The organism is Microbacterium sp. str. 'China', from assembly GCF_002993305.1.
GTDB classification, from domain to species: domain Bacteria; phylum Actinomycetota; class Actinomycetes; order Actinomycetales; family Microbacteriaceae; genus Microbacterium; species Microbacterium paraoxydans.
Map to the genome: position 1 here is coordinate 1,583,934 of NZ_CP027434.1, position 15,182 is coordinate 1,599,115.

Annotated in this window: 14 protein-coding genes; 10 read left to right on the forward strand and 4 right to left on the reverse strand. The window is 70.7% G+C overall.

Features of this window, described 5'->3' with window-relative positions; translation table 11 throughout:
- Positions 1 to 17: 17 nt before the first annotated feature.
- The 5 genes from C6C15_RS07560 (at position 18) to C6C15_RS07580 (ending at position 5,757) form a co-directional block, all read left to right on the forward strand.
- Positions 18 to 923 (forward strand): carbohydrate ABC transporter permease, encoded by a 906-nt coding sequence (locus C6C15_RS07560; protein ID WP_060920975.1) that lies wholly within the window; start codon positions 18 to 20, stop codon positions 921 to 923.
- A complete protein-coding gene (locus tag C6C15_RS07565; protein ID WP_060920974.1) occupies positions 913 to 1,827 on the forward strand; it encodes a carbohydrate ABC transporter permease in 915 nt (304 codons plus the stop codon). Before C6C15_RS07560 ends, C6C15_RS07565 begins: the two co-directional genes overlap by 11 nt.
- Positions 1,824 to 2,798, forward strand: coding sequence for an ROK family protein (locus tag C6C15_RS07570; protein ID WP_105949725.1), 975 nt, complete (start codon positions 1,824 to 1,826; stop codon positions 2,796 to 2,798). Before C6C15_RS07565 ends, C6C15_RS07570 begins: the two co-directional genes overlap by 4 nt.
- A gap of 65 nt (positions 2,799 to 2,863) precedes the next feature.
- Positions 2,864 to 4,411 carry a M81 family metallopeptidase gene (locus tag C6C15_RS07575; protein WP_324970203.1) on the forward strand — a complete coding sequence of 516 codons (1,548 nt, stop codon included), beginning with the start codon at positions 2,864 to 2,866 and terminating at the stop codon, positions 4,409 to 4,411.
- The gene (locus tag C6C15_RS07580) at positions 4,408 to 5,757 is read left to right on the forward strand and encodes an alpha-L-fucosidase (protein ID WP_105949727.1); all 1,350 of its coding nucleotides are present in this window, start codon (positions 4,408 to 4,410) and stop codon (positions 5,755 to 5,757) included. Before C6C15_RS07575 ends, C6C15_RS07580 begins: the two co-directional genes overlap by 4 nt.
- A 31-nt stretch (positions 5,758 to 5,788) precedes the next feature.
- Here the strand turns inward: C6C15_RS07580 and C6C15_RS07585 are convergent, their stop codons facing one another.
- Complete coding sequence (locus C6C15_RS07585; RefSeq protein ID WP_105949728.1) at positions 5,789 to 6,352, reverse strand: TetR/AcrR family transcriptional regulator; 564 nt, start codon at positions 6,350 to 6,352, stop codon at positions 5,789 to 5,791.
- A gap of 117 nt (positions 6,353 to 6,469) precedes the next feature.
- Between C6C15_RS07585 and C6C15_RS07590 the strand changes: the two genes are divergently transcribed.
- Entirely contained in the window at positions 6,470 to 7,303 is an 834-nt protein-coding gene (locus tag C6C15_RS07590; RefSeq protein ID WP_105949729.1) for an oxidoreductase, read from the forward strand.
- Positions 7,304 to 7,360: 57 nt separating this feature from the next.
- Here the strand turns inward: C6C15_RS07590 and C6C15_RS07595 are convergent, their stop codons facing one another.
- Positions 7,361 to 10,225 carry an FAD-binding and (Fe-S)-binding domain-containing protein gene (locus C6C15_RS07595; protein WP_105949730.1) on the reverse strand — a complete coding sequence of 955 codons (2,865 nt, stop codon included), beginning with the start codon at positions 10,223 to 10,225 and terminating at the stop codon, positions 7,361 to 7,363.
- A gap of 74 nt (positions 10,226 to 10,299) precedes the next feature.
- On the opposite strand from C6C15_RS07595, the gene C6C15_RS07600 reads away from it, so the two are divergent.
- A complete protein-coding gene (locus tag C6C15_RS07600; RefSeq protein ID WP_105949731.1) occupies positions 10,300 to 10,962 on the forward strand; it encodes a GntR family transcriptional regulator in 663 nt (220 codons plus the stop codon).
- A gap of 2 nt (positions 10,963 to 10,964) precedes the next feature.
- On the opposite strand, the gene C6C15_RS07605 is transcribed toward C6C15_RS07600, so the two are convergent.
- Positions 10,965 to 11,915, reverse strand: a complete 951-nt coding sequence (locus tag C6C15_RS07605) for a hypothetical protein (RefSeq protein WP_105949732.1) — start codon at positions 11,913 to 11,915, stop codon at positions 10,965 to 10,967.
- A gap of 83 nt (positions 11,916 to 11,998) precedes the next feature.
- Here C6C15_RS07605 and C6C15_RS07610 point away from each other — a divergent pair, with 83 nt between their 5' ends.
- The 3 genes from C6C15_RS07610 (at position 11,999) to serA (ending at position 14,537) form a co-directional block, all read left to right on the forward strand.
- Complete coding sequence (locus C6C15_RS07610; protein WP_105949733.1) at positions 11,999 to 12,469, forward strand: hypothetical protein; 471 nt, start codon at positions 11,999 to 12,001, stop codon at positions 12,467 to 12,469.
- Positions 12,466 to 12,801 carry a hypothetical protein gene (locus tag C6C15_RS07615; protein WP_105949734.1) on the forward strand — a complete coding sequence of 112 codons (336 nt, stop codon included), beginning with the start codon at positions 12,466 to 12,468 and terminating at the stop codon, positions 12,799 to 12,801. Before C6C15_RS07610 ends, C6C15_RS07615 begins: the two co-directional genes overlap by 4 nt.
- A 131-nt stretch (positions 12,802 to 12,932) precedes the next feature.
- Complete coding sequence (serA, locus tag C6C15_RS07620; protein ID WP_105949735.1) at positions 12,933 to 14,537, forward strand: phosphoglycerate dehydrogenase; 1,605 nt, start codon at positions 12,933 to 12,935, stop codon at positions 14,535 to 14,537.
- 73 nt (positions 14,538 to 14,610) lie between these two features.
- On the opposite strand, the gene C6C15_RS07625 is transcribed toward serA, so the two are convergent.
- Positions 14,611 to 15,153: a TetR/AcrR family transcriptional regulator gene (locus tag C6C15_RS07625; protein ID WP_060922663.1), complete on the reverse strand. Its 543-nt coding sequence runs from the start codon at positions 15,151 to 15,153 to the stop codon at positions 14,611 to 14,613.
- Between the last annotated feature and the right edge of the window lie 29 nt (positions 15,154 to 15,182).

Genomic DNA, 15,182 nt, shown 5'->3' on the forward strand with positions numbered 1-15,182 from the left:
CAGAGAAAGACAACGAGATGACGATCACGACGAGACGTCGAGGATCGCTCGCCAAGGTCGAGGGCCGCCAGGCGCTGGGTTTCGCAAGCCCGGCCCTGGTGGGCCTCGCCCTGTTCACGATCGTGCCCGTGGGGCTCTCGATCGTGATGAGCGTCTTCGACTGGCCGACCTTCGGCGAACGCACCTTCAACGGGGTGGACAACTACGTCAAACTGTTCACCAGCAGCCCGGACTTCTGGCCCGCGCTGCGCAACTCGGCCGTGTACACGCTGCTGTACGTGCCGTTGAGCGTCGCTCTCTCGCTCGTGCTCGCCCTCGGCCTCGGCCCCCGCATCCGCGGCCGCGGTGCCCTGCGCGTCCTCTTCTTCATCCCCGTCGTGACCCCGATGGTCGCGAACGTCCTGGTGTGGAAGATGATGCTGCAGCCGCAGGGGCTCTTCAACGGCCTCTCGGTCACCTGGTTCGGCATCGAGCTGCCGAACTTCCTCGCCGACCCCAACTGGGCGATGATCATGGTCGTCGTGATGAGCGTCTGGCAGGGACTCGGCTACAACATGCTGATCTTCTCCGCCGCCCTCGAGCAGCTCCCGGAGAGCGTCCTGGAAGCGGCCAGTATCGATGGCGCACAGGGCATCCGGCGTGTGTGGAGCATCATCATCCCGATGATCTCGCCGTCGATCTTCTTCGCGACGATCATGACGATGATCACCTCGCTCCAGGTCTTCGTCCAGCCGCAGATGCTCACCGGAGGCGGCCCCGGCAACGCCACCAAGCCCCTCGTGATGTACATCTGGGAGCAGGGCTTCACCTTCGGCGATCTCGGACTCGCCGCCGCCGCCGCGTGGATCCTGTTCGCGATCATCATCGCGATCACGGGCATCCAGTTCGCCGCACAGAAGAAGTGGGTGCACTATGAGCACTGAGACCCTCGTCCGGCCCACCGGCACCGCCCCGCGGCGTCAGCGCGAGCGGGAGAAGGCGCGTGGTGCGGCGACCACGCCGGGCGCGCGCGCCCGACTGATCCTCGCGCACGTCACCATCTACGTCGCGGCGCTCATCTTCATCGCGCCGCTCGTCTACGCGTTCTTCTCGGCCCTCAAGCCGAACTCCGAGATGTTCTCGATGCCGCCGACGCTCGTGGGCTCCGAGCTCCGCTGGAGCAACTTCGTCGACGTCTTCGCCTACGGACCGTTCCTCACGTACATCATGAACTCGTTCATCGTGGCGATCGGCGGCACCCTGGTCGTGCTCGTGGTGTCCACGACCGCCGGATACGCGTTCGGGCGCCTGCGCTGGAAGGGCCGCGACGCGGTCTTCGTCCTCTTCCTGGCCACGCTGATGGTGCCCGCCGAGGTGCTCGTCATCCCCATGTTCCAGGTCATGCAGTGGTTCAACTGGGTCGACACCTATCAGGCGCTCATCCTTCCCTTCGCGTTCGGCGCCTTCGGCACGTTCCTGATGCGGCAGTTCTTCCGCGGCATCCCCTACGAGCTGGAGGAGGCAGCCCGTGTCGACGGCGCCGGCCCTGTCCGGTCCTTCCTGCAGATCATCCTGCCGCTGTCGAAGTCCGCGGTCGCGGTGCTCGCGGTCTTCACGTTCCTGTCCTTCTGGAACAGCTACCTCTGGCCCCTCATCGTCACGGTCGACTACAACGCGCACGGCACGCTGCCGGTCGGTCTGGCGAGCTTCGCCGGTCTCACCGGCACCCGGTGGGACCTGCAGATGGCCGCAGCGATCATCTCGATGATCCCCACCACCCTGCTCGTGATCGTGCTGCAGAAGCATCTGGTCAAAGGCATCGCGATGGCCGGACTGGGCGGACGATGAGCGCGGTCGGGCAGCAGACGGACGAACCTCGACGAACGACCACGGGCCTCGGATCCGACCTGGCGCTGGCGGGGGTGGACATCGGGGGCACGAAGATCGCGGCCCTCGTCGTGGACGCCTTCGGAGGCGTCCTCGCACGCGGAAGCGTCCCGGCGCCCGCGAGCGTCGGCGGCTCGGCGATGGCGGACGCCGCGGCCGGCCTCGTCGCGCGGCTGGCGGCCGAGGCCGGTGTCGCCGTCGCCGCGGTGGGGGTGGGCGCCGCGGGCGTCATCGACCATGAGAGCGGCACCATCCGCGCCGCGTCCGCCCTGTTCGCGGACTGGGCGGGCTTCCCGCTCGGCCCGGAGCTGGCGCAGCGCCTCGGTGTCCCGGTGCGGGTGGAGAACGACGTGAACGCCTTCCTCCTCGGTGAAGCCGCCGCGGCGGGCCCGAGCGTGCCCGATGTGCTCGGTGTGATGCTCGGCACAGGCGTCGGCGGCGCGCTGGTCATCGGCGGGGAGCTGCACCACGGCCCGCACGGCGCGGCCGGCGAGATCGGGCACACGCCCGGTTACAGCGACCTCGTCTGCACCTGCGGGCAGACCGGTCACCTGGAGACCCTGGCCTCCGGGACGTCGATCGCCCGGCGGTTCGAGGAGCGCACCGGTCGTCCGGTGAACGATGCCAGGGAGGTCGCGGAGGCCGCCCGGGCCGGCGACGCCGACGCCCGCGCGGTGTTCGACGCCGCCGGACGGGCGCTCGCTCTCGCCTGCGCCAGTGCCGCGACGCTCCTCGACCTGCCGATCGCCATCGTCGGCGGCGGGGTCACGGCCGCCTGGGACCTCCTGGAGCCGTCGATCGAGCGGACGCTCGGTACCGATGCCCCGGTGTCGGGGATCGCGCTGCGCGTCGTCCCCGCCGTCCTCGGAGCCGACGCCGTCGCGCTCGGCGCCATCGAGAGCGCCCGACGCGCCCTCGCCCCCGTTTCCTGACCACGACTGCGACCGCAGAGGAGAACACCACCGTGACCGCACGCCCGGAAGCCCACGAGATCTGGATGGGTCCGCTGCCGCCGCTCGCCGAGGGCGGGCTCGCGCGGCCCCGGATCGGCATCGGCGGCATCTCCATCGAGTCGAGCACCTTCTCCCCGCACATCTCCGGGGACGAGGCCTTCACGATCCGCACCGGCGATGCACTGCGGGCGTACTACCCGTTCCTCGACGCCGGACGCGAGCTCGCCGAGGCGGCGGAGTGGGTCCCGCTCACGCACGGGCGGTCGCTCCCCGGCGGCGCCGTGGACCCGGACACCTATCGGCGGATGAAGGACGCGCTCGTCGAGGGGATCCGCACGCAAGGCCCGTTCGACGGCTTCTTCTTCGACATCCACGGCGCGATGAGCGTCGTCGGGATGGACGATGCCGAGGGGGATCTGGCTCTCGCGGTGCGGGAGGCGCTCGGTCCGGACACCCTCGTCTCCACGTCGATGGATCTGCACGGCAACGTCTCGGAGACGCTGCGCGACGCGGTGGATCTGCTCACCTGCTACCGCATGGCCCCGCACGAGGACTGGCTGAACACGAAGGAGCGGGCGGTGTGGAACCTGCTCGACCGTCTCCGCGGACCGCACGGCGGCGATGTGCAGGCGCGGCGACCCTTCACCGCCTGGGTGCCCGTGCCCGTGCTCCTGCCGGGGGAGAAGACGAGCACGCGGCTCGAGCCCGCGCAGGGCATCTATGCCGAGCTCCCCGAGATCGAGGCTCTGCCCGGTGTCGTCGACGCCTCCGTGTGGATCGGCTACGCGTGGGCGGACGAGCCGCGCTGCCAGGCGTACGTCGTGGTCACCGGGGACGACCGTGAGGTCATCGCCCGGGAGGCGGAGCGCGTGGCCCGGATGTTCTGGGAGGCGCGGGAGGATTTCGTCTTCGTCGCGAAGACCGGAAGCCTCGACGAGGCGCTGGAGGAGGCCCTGGCGTCCGGAGCCCCGCGTCCGTACGTGATCTCCGACTCCGGGGACAACCCGACGGCCGGGGGAGCGGGCGATGTGACCTGGACCCTCGCCCAGCTGCTCCAGCGACCCGAGCTCACCGACGGGACGCACACGACGCTGGTCGCCTCGATCTTCGATCCGCGGGCCGTCGCCGAAGCCGTGGAGGCGGGCGTCGGTGCGACGGTCACGCTGTCCGCCGGCGCCGCGGTCGACTCCGGGCCCCACGGACCGGTCGAGATCACCGGCACGGTGTTCTCCGTCACCGACGGCGACCCGGACGCCGGCACCCAGGTGGTGATCGCTGTCGGCGGGCTGCACGCCATCGTGACCGCGCGCCGCAAGCCCTTCCACCACCTCTCCGACTTCCGGATGCTGGGGCTCGAGCCGACGACGGCCGACGTCGTGGTCGTGAAGATCGGCTACCTGGAGCCGGAGCTGTATGAGCTGGCGGCGGGATGGACGCTGGCGCTCACCCCGGGCGGGGTGGACCAGGACCTGCTCCGCCTCGGACACCATCGCCTGTGCTCCGGGGTGTTCCCGTTCGACACGACAGGCGACCCCGATCTGACCGCGGTGGTCGTGCGCCGCGGGGCCGACGAGGAGGACACGGCATCATGATGAACTTCGAGAAGCGCACCGGCCCCGACTTCGGTGCGGCGTCCCCGGTCTACCCCGCGAACGGCGTGCCGGACTGGTACCGCGACGCCAAGCTCGGCTTCTTCGTGCACTGGGGGCTGTACTCCGTGCCGGCGTGGGCCGTGCAGCACGGGGAGGGCGTGAACATCCCCACCGAGGACGCCTATGCGTGGCACCAGTACGCGGAGTGGTACGGCAACACGGTGCGCATCCCGGGCAGCCCGACATGGGAGCGTCACCAGCGCACCTACGGCCCAGGGACCTCGTACGAGGACCTCGCCGACCAGTGGGACGCCGACGCCTTCGATGCTGACGCCTTCGTCGGTGAGCTCGTGTCGGCGGGGGCGCGTTACGTCGTGCCCACGACCAAGCACCACGAGGGGTTCTGTCTGTGGGACACCGCCACGACGGGATTCAACGCCGTTGCGCGCGGCCCTCGTCGTGACCTCATCTCCGAGTTCCACGACGCCACGCGGCGGGCCGGAGCCAAGTTCGGCGTGTACTACTCCGGAGCGCTCGACTGGCACGTGAGCGACTTCCCGCCGATCGAGTCGGACACCGACCTGTTCCGGTTCCGTCGCAACGACGCGCACTTCTCCCGGTACGCCGCCGCGCAGCTCGAGGAGCTCGTGGACCGGTTCGCGCCCGACGTGCTCTGGAACGACATCGAGTGGCCGGACGGCGGCAAGGGCACGGAGGACTACGCCGTGGCCGCACTGCTACGGCGTTACTTCGACGCCGTCCCGGACGGCGTCGTCAACGACCGGTGGGGCGTGCCGTACCACGGCTTCCTCACCCGCGAATACACGCACATCCCGGACATCATCCCCGAGCCGTGGGAGTCGACCCGCGGGCTCGGCTACTCGTTCGGGTTCAACCAGGCGGAGGACGAGCGGCACTCGCTCTCCGGTGCGGCCCTGGTCCGGCTCCTCGTCGACGTCGTCGCGAAGAACGGCAACCTGCTCATCAACGTGGGCCCCGCGGCGGACGGATCCATTCCGGCGCTGCAGCGGAAGGCGATGCAGGAGCTCGGCGGCTGGCTGTCCGTGAACGGCGCGGCGATCTACGGCACGCGGCCCTGGACGCGGATGGGGGAGCGAACGGGGGCTCCTCGTCGCTACACCACCTCCACCGACGCGGTGCACGTGCATGCGCTCGACCCGGCGGCAGGCGAGTTCGAGCTGCCGTCCGAGCTCGCGGCCGCCGCGCTGTCGTGGGCCGACGGGACCCCGGCCCACGCGACCGTGGACGGCGGCACGACCCGCATCGTGATCCCGGCCGGACTCCGCGAGGCTCCGGTCGCCGTGCTCACCGCGTACGGCGCCTGACGCGCAGAGACGCCGGGCGCGCCTGCCGCGATCAGGCGTGCGTCGTGATGCCGGGGAGCACGAGCGCGAGCCAGCGACGGCGGACCTCGGCTGGTTGGTCGGTGGGTGAGGTTGCCATCAGCAGGTAGAAGTCGTCGACCGTGATCTCGGGACGGATGTCACCCTCCCGTTGGCCACGGGAGATGAGCTCCGCCAGCGCCGCGCCTGCGCGAGCCTCGTCGGACTGATCGCCATGGCCCACGACGCCGAGGGTCCTCGCCGCGGCTTTGACAGCGTGAGTGTGGGCGGCGGACTCCACCACGCGCTCCAGGAATCCCACGACTTCGTCGACTGCCGTCTCGCCGTCCCGGGCACGGGCCAGTGACGCCTCCGCGTCGTCCGCGACCTGCGCGACGTACTCGGAGATGACGGCGGCCAGCAGATCAGCCTTCGTGGGGAAGTGCCGGTAGAGGGTGCCGACGGCGACGCCGGCGGCCTTCGCGATCTCGTCCATCCCGACGTCCGGTCCGCTTCCGCCGATCTCCGCCTGCGCGGCCTCGAGGATGTTGCGGCGGTTGCGGGCCGCGTCGGCCCGCAACGGGCGGTCGTGTGCCATGCGTTTCTCCTGGGGGTGAGAACGTCGTAAGTGAGAGACTGACTCACGCTTGCGCGAAAGTGAATGCTCGTTCATGATGTTGTGAACCAGGGTTCACTTTACATCGGGAGATATGGGATGACCATTAAGACCGCACTCGTCACCGGCGCCTCCTCGGGCATCGGGGAGGCCACTGCCCGCGAGCTCCAGTCGCGGGGGTTCACCGTGTACGGCGCGGCGAGACGCACCGATCGGCTGCAGAAGCTCGCCTCCGACGGCATCCGTTCCCTCGGGATGGACGTGACCGACGAGCAGTCGATGAGGGATGGCGTCGCGACGATCATCGCCGAGACGGGGCGCATCGACGTGCTCGTCAACAACGCCGGCTACGGCTCGTACGGCTCGATCGAGGATGTCACGATCGACGAGGGGCGCCGCCAGTTCGAGGTCAACGTCTTCGGCGCGATGGCCCTCACGCAGTTGGTCCTCCCGCAGATGCGCACGCAGCAGTCGGGGACGATCGTGAACATCACCTCGATGGGCGGGAAGATCTACACACCGCTGGGAGGCTGGTACCACGGCACGAAGTTCGCCCTTGAAGCACTCTCCGACTGCCTGCGGCTGGAGCTCGCCCCCTTCGGGATAGATGTCGTCGTCATCGAGCCAGGCGGGATCGCGACCGAGTGGGGTGGCATCGCCGCCGACCATCTGGACGAGGCCTCGAAGACCTCGGCGTACAAGCGCCAGGCGGACGCGGTCGCCGCATCATTGCGGTCCGAGGCGAACGCGAACCGCAACAGCTCCCCGTCGGTGATCTCCGAGGCGATCGGTGCTGCCGTGACGGCGCGCCGCCCGAAGACCCGCTATGCGGTCGGGTTCGGCGCCAAGCCGCTGATCGGCGCACGGAGGATCCTCTCCGATCGCCAGTTCGATGCGCTCATCACCCGCGCCACGGGCGTCCCCCGAGACTGAGTGATAGCTCCGACCCACCGGCCGAACCGAGTTCCGATCCCGCACCGCTCGGGCACGTCATGCCGTGGCGCCCCGGTGCCGTCCGCCCGAGGGGCGCGTGCGCTCCTCGAGCACCTCGATCACATGGCGGTACGGGCGGCCGGTGGCGCGGGTCATGCCGATCTCGCACGTGCGGTTGGCCGACACGAAGGCGTCGAAGCCGCCGCGGGCCGTATCGGCTGCGGCCACCTCGGCCGATTCCTGCGCCGTCGCGCTCGCGGTGAGCTCGGGGTGCAGCATGCCGCGGTCGCCGGCGAACGCGCAGCAGCCCCAGCCGTCGGGCACGAAGACCTCGTCGGCGACGGCGGCAGCGATCGCCGTCAGTGCGCCCGTCGCGCCGAGCGCGGTCGTCGAGCAGGTCGGGTGCACGGCGATCGAGGGGAGCTTCGCATCGACGGAGAGGCGCGGCAGCACCTCCCGCGCGACGAACGTGGTGGCGTCCTCGATGCGCAGACCGGCGTACTCCGGATGGGCGGCGACGGCCTGGGTGAGCATCACGTCGAGGCCCTCGGTGCAGGAGGCCGCATCGCAGACGACCGGGAGCTCCCCGTGGCGGCTGGCGTCCCAGAGCGAGGCCAGCACCCGGTTCGACATGAGGCGATAGCCGTCGAGGTGTCCCTTGGACTTCCACGGCGTCCCGCAGCAGAGCCCGCCGTTCTCCTCCGGGACCACGACGGGGATCCCGGCGCGGTCGAGCAGGGCGCGCAGGGCGTCGCGGGAGCCGGGACCCTCGTCCTCCGGGCCGAACATCGTGCCGATGCAGGCGCCGAAGAAGACGGCTTGGGCATCGGACGGTGAGACCGGTCGGGGCGGCGCGGTGCCGCCGCGGGGGAGGCCGCCGTCGTAGAGGGGCACGGTGTCGGCACCGAGCACCGCGCGTCCGACCCGCGTCGCGCCGCGCACGAGCGGGACGGGGAGAGCGTCGGCGACCGTGAGGGCGACGCCGCCGGCGCGCGTGACGGTGCTCCAGTGCTTCGCCGCCGTTCCCCACGCGGCCCCCTCCACGGCGTTCTCCTGCTCGGCGCGGAGGCGGCGGACGAGGTCGCCGGTGTTGATGTCCACCGGACACGCGACGCCGCACATGCCGTCGACCGCGCAGGTCTGCACGCCGTCGTAGTCGTAGTCGGCGCGGAGGTCCCGCAGCAGCGCCGTGTCGCCCTGCTCCTCGGCCCAGGCCATGTCCCGGCGCAGCACGATGCGCTGCCGCGGTGTGAGGGTGATGCTCTTGCTCGGGCACGTGGGCTCGCAGTACCCGCACTCGACGCAGCGGTCCACCTCGTGCTCGACCGTGGGCACGCGCTTCAGATCCTGCAGATAGGAGTCCGGGTCGTCGGAGAGCACGACGCCGGGGTTGAGGATCCCGTCCGGATCGAACAGCCGCTTGATCTCCCACATCATGTCGGTGAGCTCGTCGCCGTACTGCCGCCGCACGAACGGCGCCATGATGCGGCCGGTGCCGTGCTCGGCCTTGAGGGATCCCTCCTGCGCGAGGACGAGCTCGACGAGGTCGTCCGTGAAGCGGCGGTACCGCGCCACGCTGTCGGGGTCGTCGAAACGCTCGTTCAGCAGGAAGTGGACGTTGCCGTCCTTCGCGTGCCCGAAGATGACGGACCCCTCGTAGCCGTGTTCCGCGAACAGCTCGATCAGGCGTTCGCAGGTGGCCAGCAGCCGGGGGACGGGGACGACGATGTCTTCGAGGAGGGCGGTCGTGCCGGACGGCCGCGCTCCGGCGACCGCCGTGTAGAGGCCTTTGCGGACGTGCCACAGTGCGGCGCGCTCTGCCGCATCGGTCGTCAGGCGTGGGGCGACGGCGAGGGGGAGGGCATCGAAGTGCGCCTGCGCTGATGCGCTCGCGACGGCGAGGGATTCGTCGTCGGCGGCGTGCACCTCGACGAGGAGCGCGGCGTGGCCCTGGACGTCGATCTCGGAGATCGCGGCCGGGACGTCGCTCAGGCCCTGGGCGACGCGCAGCGAGGCGGCGTCGAGGAGTTCGATCGTCGCGAGTCCGAGCTCCGTGAGAGCGGGGAGCGCGGTCATCGCCGCCGACAGCGTCTCGAAGACGAGCAGGCCGGTGGCGATCGCGGGGCGCACCTCGATGGTGCGGAAACGGGCCTCCGCGACGAAGCCGAGGGTCCCTTCCGATCCGATGAGGAGGTGTTCGAGGATCCGCACCGGGTCGTCGAAGTCGAGCAGGGCGTTCAGGCCGTAGCCCATGGTGTTCTTCATCGAGAACTGCTGTCGGAGGAAGGCGACGTTCTCGGGCGCGGCGAGCAGCCGCTCCCGGAGCGACGACAGCCCGGCGAACAGGGCGGGTTCCGCGGCGCGGAGCACATCCGCGGCGTCCACGCGTCCGGTGTCCAGCACGGTGCCGCTGGGCAGCACGACGACCATGGAGGTGATCGTCTGGTACGAGTTCTCCGTGATGCCGCAGGCCATGCCGCTGGAGTTGTTGGCGACGACGCCGCCGATCGTGCAGGCGATCTCGCTGGCCGGATCCGGTCCGAGCTTGCGGCGGTACCGGGACAGCCGTGTGTTCACCTGCCGGACCGTGGCTCCGGGGCCGACCCGCACCGCGGCGCCGTCCTCCTCGATGTGGATGTCGCGGAAGTGGCTGCGCGTGTCGACGAGGATGTCGCCGCTGATGCCCTGTCCGGAGAGGCTGGTGCCGCCGGAGCGGAACGTGAGCGTACGCCCGGCCGCCCGGACCGCTGTGAACGCGCGGGCGACGCCCTCCGCGTCCGCGGGGGAGAGCACCGCGTCCGGGACGAGCAGGTAATGCGAGGCGTCGTGGGCGCGGGCGAACCGGTCGATGGATCGGGCGTGGACCTGCGTCTCGTTCCCCAGCAGTGCGGGATCGAGGGGGTGGTCGAGGGTGGTGGGCACGGTGCTCCTCTGCTCCGCTCGAAGATTGTCTGACAAGTGTACTGAACGACGGGCGCCTCACTAGACTGTTCCGCATGACCTCGATCGCGGAGCGCCCCCTCGGCGTGGTCGGCGTGGTCGACGCCGTGACCGGACAGCTGCGCAGCCGGATCCTCTCCGGCGAGATCCGCTCGGGGGAGCCGCTGACCGAGGCGGCCGTCTCCCAGGCCTACGGCGTCGCCCGGCCCAGCGCCAAAGCGGCTATCGAGCAGCTCGTGGCCAGCGGGCTGCTCGTGCGGACGGCGCATCGCACGGCGCGCGTGGTCGGCATCGAGGCGGAGACCGTCCGTGACGTCTACCGCACGCGGATCCGGCTGGAGAGCGCGGCGCTGCGCGAGCTGGCGGAGAGCGCGGCCGTGCCGGCGGCCGCTGTGGCGGCGAACGCCGAGCTGCAGGCGATGGCACCGGGCCCTGACCCCGCGACGGTCGATCCCGACCTCCGTTTCCACACGGCCCTCATCGACGCGCTGGGAAGCGAGCGCACCAGCCGCATGTACCGGAGCGTGCTGGACGAGGTGCGGCTGTGCATGGCGCAGGTGCAGGGGCGGCGTCTCCTCGACGCGGAACTCATCGCCGCGCAGCACGCCGAGATGCTCGAGGCCGTCGCCGCCGGGGACGCGGAGCGCGCGGCCGCCGTGCTGCGTGCCCACCTCGCCTCGGCTGAGGACCGTCTCGTCGAGGCCCTGCACGGCTCCTGACGTCAGCCCGCGTCGGCGGGGGCGTCCTGGATCTGGATCGGCGCATCCGTCGGGTCGGCCCAGACCGGAGCAGGCAGAGGCGTGTCGACCTGACCGGCCTGGATCGCGCGGAGGGCTTCGGTGATCTCGTCGGCGTTCTCGGGCACCGCCAGGCCGCAGGTGCGCAGCTCGGACGCGAACTGCAGGGTGAGCCGTATCTTCCCCGCCTCGATGGCCTCGGAGGTGGTGCCGGTGCGGATCTCGCTGCCGGTCTGGATCGCGGGCACCTCGTCGCAGACGTGATAGACCTTGCCGCCGTCGACCCACACGACCTCATCGGCCCCGAGGAGCTGGATCACGGCGGACTGGTCCGCGGTGTACTGCTCGACGGACGGCGGGGCGAAGCTCGTCCCGACGACCGCGGCGAGGACGGCCAGGACGATGCCCACGATGCCGGCGGTCGCCTTCTGCCCCTTGTCCATGTCCTTGTTCAGGAAGATGAGGATGACCAGGGGCAGGAAGGCGACGACCGCGATGATCGCGCCGAGCTGGTTCTGGACGAAGAACCGCGTCTTGTCCGCGCGCCGCGCCGGGTCGAGGGTGTTGGCCTTCTTCCACAGGATCGAGCCGACGATCGACAGCGCGGCGATCACGACCAGCAGAACGAGCAGGGCGATGAACGCCCACTGCGGGAATTGCGCGGTCGCTCCCTGCTCTTCCAGGAGGCCGGTGTCCGGATCGCGGAGCAGCCTGCCGCCCTCGTCGACGAACTCGCGCTGGCGCAGGAGCCAGAAGATGCCGACGGCCTCGCCCGCGATGGCGAGTGCCCAGAGGACCGTGGCGATGATGCGGAAGCGCGTCGCGGAGGCCTTGGCCTCCGGGCTCGGCGTCCAGCCCGCGGGCGGCTCGCCGGTCGCGGCGCCGGTCGTGGGACGACGCGGCGCGGCGGAAGACGTCTGGTCGTTCTCGGCCATGGTTGTCCTTTCCCCCGAAAGTCCTCGGCGACCCCGCCGAGGCATCCCCGAGCCTAGTGGCCGCGGTGTCCTACGCTGGAGAGATGACATCCGATTCGGACGACGCCCTGAGCTGGGAGGGCGACGACAGCGCGGAGCGACGCCCCCGGGACGCCGCACGGCGCTCCACGCCCACTCCGGAACCGACGCCGGTCGAGGCCGTCGCGCCCGCGGCGCCCGCATCCGCGTCGGGGGACGAGACGACCGCGGCGCCCTCCGGTCTCAGCAACGCGATGCTGGTCCTCGTCGGGGTCGTCGGGGGCGTCTACCTGCTCTACACCCTGGGGTGGATCGCGGGCGGTCTCCGCCTGCAGCCACTCGCCTCGTTCCTCGTCGCGGATTTCATGTTCCTGCCCTGGTTCGTGCTGGCGATCGCCGCCCCCGCGCTGTGGTTCCTCGCGGCATGGGTGCTGACGCGGGGCCGGGCCTCCTGGATCCGCGCCGCCGTGCTCCTGGCGGGCGTCGTACTGCTCGTGCCGTGGCCGTTCGTGACTGTGGGGGTGATCGGTTCATGAGCGCTCCGAAGTCACCGTCCGCCGTGGCGACCGGCTCGCCGCGCTGGCTCGTGTGGACCGTCATCGCCCTCGCCGGGCTCTTCTACGCCTACGCGGTGTGGAACGCGGTCGCGCACCTCATCACCATGGCCCAGACCGGTCTCACCGGCACCGGATGGGCGACGCTCCTGTTCGGCGTGGTGTTCCCCGTCATCGTGTTCGGGTTCGCCTTCGCGATCGGCCGGCGGCGGCGGGTGGGCGAGCTCGCTCTGACGTTCCTCGCCGGACTCGGGATCGTCGCGGTGTTCTGGATGAGCCTGCTCGCGCTGAGTCTGACGCTGCCCAGCGCCTGACCCGCATCCGTCACGTCGTCACACGGCACGGAGCGGTCCCGGCGCTCCGGTAGAGTTGTCGCGATCGCGCCCCCGACGGTGTGCGGCGCATCGGCCCCTCCCGCCTGTCGCGCTGCCCCGAAGGATCCACTGTGCCGAAGCCTGTCGTGCTCATCGCCGAAGTACTCTCTCCCGCCACGATCGAGGCGCTCGGCCCCGACTTCGACGTCCGCCACGTCGACGGCACCGATCGCGAGGCGCTGTTCGCCGCCCTCGCGGAGTCGGACGCGGTGCTCATCCGCTCCGCGACCCGCATCGACGAGGAGGCGCTGTCGCACGCGCCGAAGCTCAAGGTCGTCGCGCGGGCCGGTGTCGGCCTCGACAACGTCGACATCAAGGCCGCGACCGCGGCCGGCGTCATGGTCGTCAACGCCCCGACGTCGAACATCGTCTCGGCCGCCGAGCTGACGGTCGGCCACATCCTCAGCCTGGCCCGCCGCATCCCGGCCGCGCACGCCTCGCTGTCCGCCGGGCAGTGGAAGCGCAGCTCCTTCACCGGTGCCGAGCTCTTCGAGAAGACCGTCGGCATCGTCGGACTGGGCCGGATCGGCGCTCTCGTCGCTGCTCGCCTCGCCGCCTTCGACATGCGCGTCGTCGCGTACGACCCCTACGTCACCTCGGCGCGCGCCCAGCAGCTCGGCGTGCAGCTCCTCTCGCTCGACGAGCTCGTCGCCGAAGCCGACTTCCTCACGATCCACATGCCCAAGACCCCGGAGACGACGGGCATGATCGGCGCGGAGCAGTTCGCCGCCATGAAGCCGACCGCGTTCGTCGTCAACGTCGCCCGCGGTGGACTCATCGACGAGGAGGCGCTGCACGAGGCGCTCGTCGCCGGCGAGATCGCCGGGGCCGGCCTGGACGTCTTCACCTCCGAGCCCCCGGCCGAGGGCGGTAGCGCCCGCGCGCTGCTCGACCTCCCGAACGTCGTCGTGACCCCGCACCTCGGTGCGAGCACGGAAGAGGCGCAGGAGAAGGCCGGCGTCTCGGTCGCGCGCTCGGTGCGGCTCGCGCTCGGCGGCGACCTCGTCCCGGATGCGGTCAACGTCGCGGGCGGCGTCATCGACCCGTACGTGCGTCCCGGCATCTCGCTCGTGGAGAAGCTCGGCCAGATCTTCGCCGCGCTGGCCACGTCGCCGCTCACGAGCCTCGACGTCGAGGTGCACGGCGAGCTCAACGACTACGACGTGAGCGTGCTCAAGCTGGCTGCCCTCAAGGGTGTCTTCACGAACATCGTGAGCGAGACCGTGTCGTACGTGAACGCGCCCCTCCTGGCGGAGCAGCGCGGCATCGCGGTGCGCCTGCTCAAGGACGACGTGAGCGAGGAGTACCGGAACGTCATCACCCTCACGGGGGCGCTGTCCGACGGATCGCAGCTCTCGGTGTCGGGCACGCTGACCGGACCGAAGCAGGCCGAGAAGCTCGTCGGCATCAACGACCACGCCCTGGAGCTGCCGATCGAGAAGCACCACGTCGTCATGCTCTACACCGACCGCCCCGGCATCGTGGCCGTCTACGGGCAGAAGTTCGGCGAGGCCGGGATCAACATCGCCGGCATGCAGATCTCGCGGCTCGCGGCCGGCGACCAGGCGCTCAGCGTGCTGACGCTCGACTCGCCCGTGTCCGAGGAGCTGCTGGACGACGTGCGGGGCGCCATCGACGCCGACCTCTTCCGTCAGATCGAGATCACCGAGGTCTGACACCGCAGAGCGGGGGAGAAGGGCGGGAGCGCGATGCTCCCGCCCTTCTCCGTATCTGCAGCCCTATCCGGCGTCAGGCGGTGGCCCGCAGCACGAGGGCGATGAGATCGGCGAGCTCGTCGCTGCGCGGGACCAGGCGCTCCGGCCCGTGCACGTCGAGAGAGTTGTTGAAGTAGAGGCCGTCGCTCACGAGCATCACGAGGTCGAGGCTGGCGGTGTCGCGGACGTGCGGGCGGATCGTCTCCGCCCAGCGACGCCGGGTATCCCGGAGCATGTCGGACGCGGCGGACGAGCCGCCCTGGGCCAGCCGGGTCGTGGCGATCAGCGCCCGATCGAGGGCGTCGTCCTCCATCACCGAGGTCCGCACGTAGTACGCGACGGGACCTTCGTCGGCGGTGCGCATGCGCTCCAGATCGAGGGTGGTCAGGTGGTCGAGGCGCTCCAGGAGCCCGGCCTCGAGGTCGTCCTTGGAGCGGAAGTGGTAGAGCAGGCCGCCCTTCGACACGCCGGCGGCCTTGGCCGTCGCCTCGAGCGTCGCGGCGCGTTCGCCGTCGTCGATGAGGATCGCCTCGAAGGCGTCGAGGACCTTCTCGCGGGCGAGGGGTGGGCGGGGCATCGTTCATCCTCTGAGCGGGATCGGGAGGG

Excerpts from the sequence above, each read along its gene's own strand:
- C6C15_RS07625 (WP_060922663.1), bottom strand. The coding sequence starts at position 15,153 with ATGCCCCGCCCACCCCTCGCCCGCGAGAAGGTCCTCGACGCCTTCGAG.
- C6C15_RS07615 (WP_105949734.1), top strand. The coding sequence starts at position 12,466 with ATGAGCGCTCCGAAGTCACCGTCCGCCGTGGCGACCGGCTCGCCGCGC.
- C6C15_RS07575 (WP_324970203.1), top strand. The coding sequence starts at position 2,864 with ATGGGTCCGCTGCCGCCGCTCGCCGAGGGCGGGCTCGCGCGGCCCCGG.
- C6C15_RS07580 (WP_105949727.1), top strand. The coding sequence starts at position 4,408 with ATGATGAACTTCGAGAAGCGCACCGGCCCCGACTTCGGTGCGGCGTCC.
- C6C15_RS07590 (WP_105949729.1), top strand. The coding sequence starts at position 6,470 with ATGACCATTAAGACCGCACTCGTCACCGGCGCCTCCTCGGGCATCGGG.
- C6C15_RS07605 (WP_105949732.1), bottom strand. The coding sequence starts at position 11,915 with ATGGCCGAGAACGACCAGACGTCTTCCGCCGCGCCGCGTCGTCCCACG.
- C6C15_RS07600 (WP_105949731.1), top strand. The coding sequence starts at position 10,300 with ATGACCTCGATCGCGGAGCGCCCCCTCGGCGTGGTCGGCGTGGTCGAC.
- C6C15_RS07585 (WP_105949728.1), bottom strand. The coding sequence starts at position 6,352 with ATGGCACACGACCGCCCGTTGCGGGCCGACGCGGCCCGCAACCGCCGC.
- C6C15_RS07570 (WP_105949725.1), top strand. The coding sequence starts at position 1,824 with ATGAGCGCGGTCGGGCAGCAGACGGACGAACCTCGACGAACGACCACG.
- C6C15_RS07560 (WP_060920975.1), top strand. The coding sequence starts at position 18 with ATGACGATCACGACGAGACGTCGAGGATCGCTCGCCAAGGTCGAGGGC.
- C6C15_RS07610 (WP_105949733.1), top strand. The coding sequence starts at position 11,999 with ATGACATCCGATTCGGACGACGCCCTGAGCTGGGAGGGCGACGACAGC.
- C6C15_RS07565 (WP_060920974.1), top strand. The coding sequence starts at position 913 with ATGAGCACTGAGACCCTCGTCCGGCCCACCGGCACCGCCCCGCGGCGT.